The 6104-nt window shown below is 73.6% G+C and carries 7 protein-coding genes and 1 pseudogene; 6 read left to right on the forward strand and 2 right to left on the reverse strand.

The genetic code is table 11. The features are described 5' to 3' along the window. A partial coding sequence (locus tag ACFV61_RS33510) for a TniQ family protein (protein WP_380495830.1) occupies positions 1–541 on the reverse strand: 541 nt, incomplete at its 3' end. A 210-nt stretch (positions 542–751) separates the two neighbouring features. Here ACFV61_RS33510 and ACFV61_RS33515 point away from each other — a divergent pair. Then, positions 752–988 carry a toxin-antitoxin system HicB family antitoxin gene (locus ACFV61_RS33515; protein WP_063347592.1) on the forward strand — a complete coding sequence of 79 codons (237 nt, stop codon included), beginning with the start codon at positions 752–754 and terminating at the stop codon, positions 986–988. Then, on the forward strand, positions 985–1407 hold the full coding sequence (locus ACFV61_RS33520; protein ID WP_063347591.1) for a hypothetical protein: 423 nt from the start codon (positions 985–987) through the stop codon (positions 1405–1407). The genes ACFV61_RS33515 and ACFV61_RS33520 overlap by 4 nt, the downstream gene beginning before the upstream one ends. Before the next feature lie 107 nt (positions 1408–1514). On the opposite strand, the gene ACFV61_RS33525 is transcribed toward ACFV61_RS33520, so the two are convergent. Continuing rightward, positions 1515–2384, reverse strand: coding sequence for a GNAT family N-acetyltransferase (locus ACFV61_RS33525; protein ID WP_380495832.1), 870 nt, complete (start codon positions 2382–2384; stop codon positions 1515–1517). 301 nt (positions 2385–2685) lie between these two features. Between ACFV61_RS33525 and ACFV61_RS33530 the strand changes: the two genes are divergently transcribed. The 4 genes and pseudogenes from ACFV61_RS33530 to ACFV61_RS33545 all read left to right on the forward strand — a co-directional run. Next, positions 2686–3672: a RimK family alpha-L-glutamate ligase gene (locus ACFV61_RS33530; RefSeq protein ID WP_380495834.1), complete on the forward strand. Its 987-nt coding sequence runs from the start codon at positions 2686–2688 to the stop codon at positions 3670–3672. After that, entirely contained in the window at positions 3669–4493 is an 825-nt protein-coding gene (locus tag ACFV61_RS33535) for a RimK family alpha-L-glutamate ligase (RefSeq protein ID WP_380495836.1), read from the forward strand. The genes ACFV61_RS33530 and ACFV61_RS33535 overlap by 4 nt, the downstream gene beginning before the upstream one ends. Before the next feature lie 160 nt (positions 4494–4653). Beyond that, positions 4654–5484: a putative RNA methyltransferase gene (locus tag ACFV61_RS33540; protein ID WP_380495838.1), complete on the forward strand. Its 831-nt coding sequence runs from the start codon at positions 4654–4656 to the stop codon at positions 5482–5484. Between the two features lie 94 nt (positions 5485–5578). Further along, positions 5579–6104 (forward strand): annotated as a pseudogene (locus ACFV61_RS33545) (hypothetical protein); the annotation flags it as partial.

Genomic DNA, 6104 nt, shown 5'->3' on the forward strand with positions numbered 1-6104 from the left:
GCCACCAGCAGCAACGACTGACACATCCGACGAGACTACGGATGGCCCACAACTGAACCGCCGAACCCGGCCTCACATTGAGCCGTCGCCGACAGAAGCGGAGCTCGGTGTGATCGACCCAGGGCTCGGCTGCGACGCCGCGTCCGGACGATGAAACGGCACGCGTCGGGCTTGTCCGCAACGCCGTCCCCACGAAGCGGCTCAAGGTCAAGTTCCTGGCCTCGCTGCCCGACAGCCCTGTCGCGGCTTCGATCCGAGTCGTGGTCTCGTCATCCAGGCTGAAGACGGGCGAACGCGTGGAGGTGAGAGAGAGCCGGGCAGGCGCTTCGTCGACAGCTATGACCCCGGTGGCCTGGGCGGCTTGGTCCCGGCTGACGTCGAAGTCAAGCGCGACCGCATCGAGCCAACTCAGGAGAGATTCGCCGGGCCGAGGAAGCGGAACCGAGGACAGCCGTCGCGGGAGGGGGCGAGGCCACGGCGGGCCGGCGGCCGCAGCGAGTGACGGCCGGGTTTGCTGGGCACCCTCGTCATGCGAGTTCACGCGTCACAGGATCCCAGGAAGCCTCGCATCGAAGATCGAACACTCCCTGTAGCCGGGAGGCGCTCACTGAAACCTTCGGCGCGGTACTGAAGAACTTACTGAAATGAATCTTGCGCTACTGAAGTCTTTCGCGCCGTCCGACAGGTGGGCGCTCCGTCCGGTGTGCGTGCGCCCTTGTTGTGCTAGCACTTCAGCGCTAGCTTGAGATTCATGGGTAAGAAGCAGCTGAACGTCCGGGTGGACGCCACGACCGCGGAAATGGCCCGGGAACGGGCGGAGCAGCAGGGGATCAGCATGAACCAGTACATCGAGCGCCTGGTCCAGCAGGACATGGGCGAGGCGGGGCGGGCCTTCGTCGACGCCGCCGCCCAGTTCATGAAGGAGTACGAGACGGCCTTCCTGGCCGAGTTCGCGGAGCCGGGCGACCTGAAGGACGTGCGCCGTTGAAGCTGGAGGTCGACCTCTCGTGGCTGCTCATGACCGCCGAGCAGTACACGCCCGGTGACCCGCAGGTCACCGACTACGGGTCGTTGCTCGCGGCCGTCGCCCGGCACCAGGCCGAGATCTTCGACATCGACGTCTACCCCGAACCGCAGGACCGCGCCGCCGCCCTGATGCACCAGCTGATCCGGGTGCCGGCCCTGGAGAAGACCAACGAGCTCTACGCGACCGCCGCCGCCTACGCCTACCTCGTCGCCAGCGGCTGCACCGTCGCCACCACCGCCCGCGAGGTGCGCAGCCTCGCCCGGGCCATCCGGGAGGGGCGGCTCGGCGTGTCCGGGGTCGCCGAACGGCTGGCGGGGTGGGTCGTCGACGAGGCAGAGGGGGAGGGCGTCAGCGGGGCGGAGGACGAGGACGACGACTGACCGGGTGGGGCTCCTGCCCGGTCGCGTCGTCCTCGTCGTCCGTTCCTGAGGGCTCTCGTTGGTGTGGTCGGGGGGTCGGCCGGTCGTCGGGTCGGCCGGTCTGCGGGTCAGTCGCCGGGCCGGTCCGGGGCCGGCTCGGCGATCAGGGCCGTCGCGAACGGGCGGAAGCCCGCCCGGCGGTAGATCCGGGCGACCTCCTCGTCGGCGGCGGACAGGAACACCGTCCGCACGCCGTTCGCCCGCGCGTGCGCGACCAGGGCCGCGGTGACCGCCAGACCCAGCCCGCGCCGCCGCGCGACCGGCAGCGTCCCGACCCCGGCCACCTCGGTGACCGCGCCCACCGGATTGTGCTGGCCCGCGCACAGCGCGGAACCGTCCTCCACCGCGGCGGCCAGCACGGTGGCGCCGTCGGTGATCCGCCGTGCGATCCGCTCCACCGCGCCTTCTGCCGTCAGCTGCCCTGTGGCCTCGGCCAGTTCGGCCGCACCCACGGCGCCCACGCCGGTGCCCGGCTCGGCGAACGCCAGGTGCGGAACGGCGACCGCCGACGCCAGCTCCGGCGCATCCGCGCCCAGGACCTCCACCCGCACCTCCTCCGGCAGCTCGGGCGCCGGGGCCGGCTCGTCCTGCGGGCCCAGCACCAGCAGCGGGTGCTCGTGCACCGCGAGCCCGGCCGCCTCCACCGCGGCCCGCAGCTCCGGACTCCGCTCGGCCACCCACTCGAAGGCCTCCGGCTCGCCCAGCTCCCGCTGGCGGGCCAGCACCCGCAGGACGTCCTCGGCGGTGGTGGCGGGGCCGTCGTGGTCGAGCGTGGGGCGGGCGTAGTAGGGCCAGCCCGCGCCCTCGCGGACGAACAGGGTCAGCGGGCCGAAGTCCTCGGTCCGCGCGGCGCTGCGCGGCACCGCGTCGTAGTAGCGCTCGATCGCGTCGAGGAGGGAGTGGTCGGGGGCATGATCAACAGAAGTCACGGCGTGCATCCAAGCAGGGGCGTCGGCGGCCCGCCACCGCATTGTTCCCGGGCTTCGTGCCGGGGGCGCCGGTGACGGTGTGACGGACGGTGGCGGTGCCTCGTGCCGGGGGTGATGGTGGGCGGCGGCGGTGCTTCGTGCCGGGGGCGGCGAAGGCCGGGGCGGTGCGGGCGCCTGATTGTTGCTGAACGCTTACCGGCTCGCAGCGATCTTGTGCGTATACCGCGTGGCATGCTGATGCCTTTACAGCTCTGCCGAAGGGGGACGGCGGACGTCCGCACTCGGCTTGGCAAGGGGGGAAGACAGGCCCATGAGGCTCTGCTTTCTGGTGGAGGAGCACTACCGGCACGACGGCATGCCGCTCGACGTGGCACGCCAGCTCACCGCATGGGGGCACCGGGTGGACGTGCTGCGCCCCGGGGACTCGCTGATGGCGATATCCGAGGCGATCCGGGCCGGCAGCCACGACGCCTGGGTGCTCAAGACCGTCTCCGGCGGGCCCGGGCTCACCCTGCTGGACGCGGCCGCCGCCGTCGGCCTCACCACCGTCAACGACGTCCGCTCCATCCGCGGCGTCCGCGACAAGGCGCTCGCCTCCGTCATCGCCAGCACCCGCGGCCTGCCCGTCCCCGTCACCTACGCCACCGCCCGCTGGGAACGGCTCGCCGAGATCCCGGCCGCCGAGTACCCGCTCGTCGTCAAGCCCGCCGACGGCAGCTCCGGGCGGGCCGTCCGGCTCGTGCCCAGCCCCGACCACCTCCTCGACCTCGGTCCCGAACTCGCCGACGAGGGGCTGTTGATCGCCCAGCCCTACGTGCCCAACTCCGGCACCGACCTCAAGGTGTACTGCGTCGACGGCGAGCTCTTCGCGACGGAACGTTCCTCCCCGCTCCACCCCGGGCAGGGCGTACGCGAACGGCAGGTCCCGTTGCCCGGGGAGGTCGCGCGGATCGCGGCGCAGGTTGGTGAGGTGTTCGGGCTCGACCTGTACGGCGTCGACGTGCTGCTCGGGCCGGACGGGCCGGTGGTCGTCGACATCAACGACTTCCCGAGCTTCCGCCAGGTGCCGGACGCGGTCGCCAGGGTCGCCCGGGCGGTGCTGCGGCTCGCGCGCAGCGGGACGGCCGTGTCGGCGCCCGCGCCTGCACTGGTGCCGGCGGGCGGTGGCGCGGGGTACGGGCAACTTGGCTTCGGTGGTGGAGAGTTCGGCGGATCCGGCTTTGACGGAGCCGGCTTTGACGGAGCCGGCTTTGACGGGGCCGGCTTGGGTGGGGCTGGCCTGGGCGGGGCGATATGAGGATCGGCCTGATCACCGCCGACCCCGGACACCCGGTGCTCGCGGCGACCGCCGCCCTGCTGGCGGACCGGCACGAGGTGACGATCGTCGACCCTGCTGGACCGGCAGGGCCGGCGCTCGCCGACGTCTATCTGCTCAAGGCCCACACCCGTCGATCCCTTTCACTCGCACAAGAGTTGGAGCGGCGCGGGGCGCCCGTCATCAACTCGGCCGCGGCCACCGAACTCTGCCAGGACCGGGTGCGGATGGCCGAACTCGCGCGCGCGGCCGACCTGCCCTTCGCGGCCACCCGCGACGCCGGGCGGCTCGCCGAACTCGCCGATCCCGCCTACCCGTTCGTCGTCAAGAGTCGGCACAGTCGGCGCCACGACCTGGTCGCCCGGGTCGACGGCCCGGCCCGGTTGCGCGAACTCGTCGCGCGCTGGCCCGACGAGCCCGTCGTCACCCAGCCGTTCGTCCCGGGGACCGGCTGGGACCAGAAGCTGTGGGTGATCGACCGGCAGGTGTTCGCCGCCCGGCGGCGGTCCGAACTCGCCGACAGCGAAGGGGAGTCGGGGCAGGGGCAGGACTGGGAACCGCCCGCCGACCGGGCCGCCCTCGCCCTGCGCGTCGGCGAGGTGTTCGGGCTCGACGTCTACGGCGTCGACCTGCTCGACGGGCCCGCCGAACCCGTCATCGTCGACGTCAACGCCTTCCCCGGCATCCGCGGCCGGCCCGGCGCACCCGAGGCGCTCGCCGCCCTCGCCCTGCGCGTCGCGGCGGAGCGCGGGCGCGGGCGCGCAGGGGCGGGGCCGATAAGCGGGCAGCGGCGGGGCCGATAGGCCGGGCAGCGGGGCCGGGTGGGGTCGGCGGGCCCGGGGCGGGGTCGGCTGGCCGGGCAGGCCGTCGGGGTCGGGCGGGGTCGTTAGGCTGGTTACTCAGGGCCACCGGACCCGCGAAACCCCCGGGCACCCGGGCTGAACGGCGAGAGAAGACGGAACGTTGCTGCAGGACATCGAGCACTACCTGGCCTGCCCCCACTGCGCGCAGGCCCTCACCCGGCACGAGCGCGCCCTGCGCTGCCCCGCCGGCCACAGCTTCGACCTCGCCAAGCAGGGCTACGTCAGCCTCCTCGCCGGCGACGCCCACACCGGCACCGGCGACACCGCCGAGATGGTCGCCGCCCGTGCCGACTTCCTCGCCGCCGGCCACTACCGGCCCATCGCCGACGCCCTCGCCGAGGCCGCCGCGGCCGCCGACCCCGAAGGCCTCGTCGCCGACCTCGGCGCCGGCACCGGCCACTACCTGGCCCACGTCCTCGACGCCCTGCCCGGCCGCGTCGGCGCCGCCCTCGACATCTCCAAGTTCGCGCTGCGCCGCGCCGCCAAGGCCCACCCCCGGATCGGTGCCGTGGTCTGCGACGCCTGGCGGCCGCTGCCGCTGCGCGATGCCTCCGCCGGGCTGATGCTCAACGTCTTCGCCCCGCGCAACGGGCCCGAGATCCGCCGCGTGCTGCTCCCCGGCGCCACCCTGCTGCTGGTCTCGCCCACCGCCCGCCACCTGCGCGAACTCGTCGGCGCGCTGGGCCTGTTGTCGGTCGACGAGGAGAAGCAGCGGCGGATCGACGAGAAGCTCGGCCCCTACCTGACCCCTGCCGGGCAGCGGCAGGTCGAGTTCACCCTGCGGCTCGGCCCGGACGACGTGCGCACCGTCGTCGGCATGGGCCCCAGCGCCTGGCACACCGACCCGGACCGCCTGGCCGCCGCGCTCGCGGAGCTGCCGGACCCGGTCGAGGTGACCGCTTCCGTGACGGTGGCCGCCTACCGGCGCTGAACGTCGGGCGCGCGCGGGGTGTGGCCGCCACGTTGGGATGAATCTGCTGAGCAGGCACGTTTCTGCCGACCGGCCTGCGGCTAACGTCCGACGGGTGAACCGCGACGCCACCCGGCCCGCCGCGCCGGCCCACCCCCGACCGAGCGCCCCGGGGCCCGATCGGACATCCGTAACACGTCCCACCGTCGAGGAGCTCCGGCTCACCTCGTTCAAGTCCTACCGGCGCGCGGTCCTGCCGCTCGCGCCCCTCACCGTCCTGCACGGGCCCGCCGGCGTCGGCAAGTCCAACGCCCTCGACGCGCTGGCCGTGCTCTCCCGGCTCGCCCTCGGAGAGGAGATCGCCGACTCCTTCGACGGACTGCCCGACCGCACCGGCCCCCTGGCCAAACCCGTCCGAGGCGGCCTGACCGGGTGCGTCCCGCACGGGCGCGACGCCGTCATCCTCGGCTGCACCGTCCGCTCCCCGCACGGCCGCATCCGGCTCGACGTCGTCGTCCGCACCGACGGCCCGGTGCGGATCGCCCGCGAATCGCGAACCCGGGCCCGCCGCCCCCGCGGAGACCGGGCTCGTAATCACAAAACCCCGCCCCCGAACCCACCCGGTTTGGGGGCTTGGCGGG

Source organism: Kitasatospora sp. NPDC059817 (assembly GCF_042731835.1).
In the GTDB taxonomy this organism is placed as follows: domain Bacteria; phylum Actinomycetota; class Actinomycetes; order Streptomycetales; family Streptomycetaceae; genus Kitasatospora.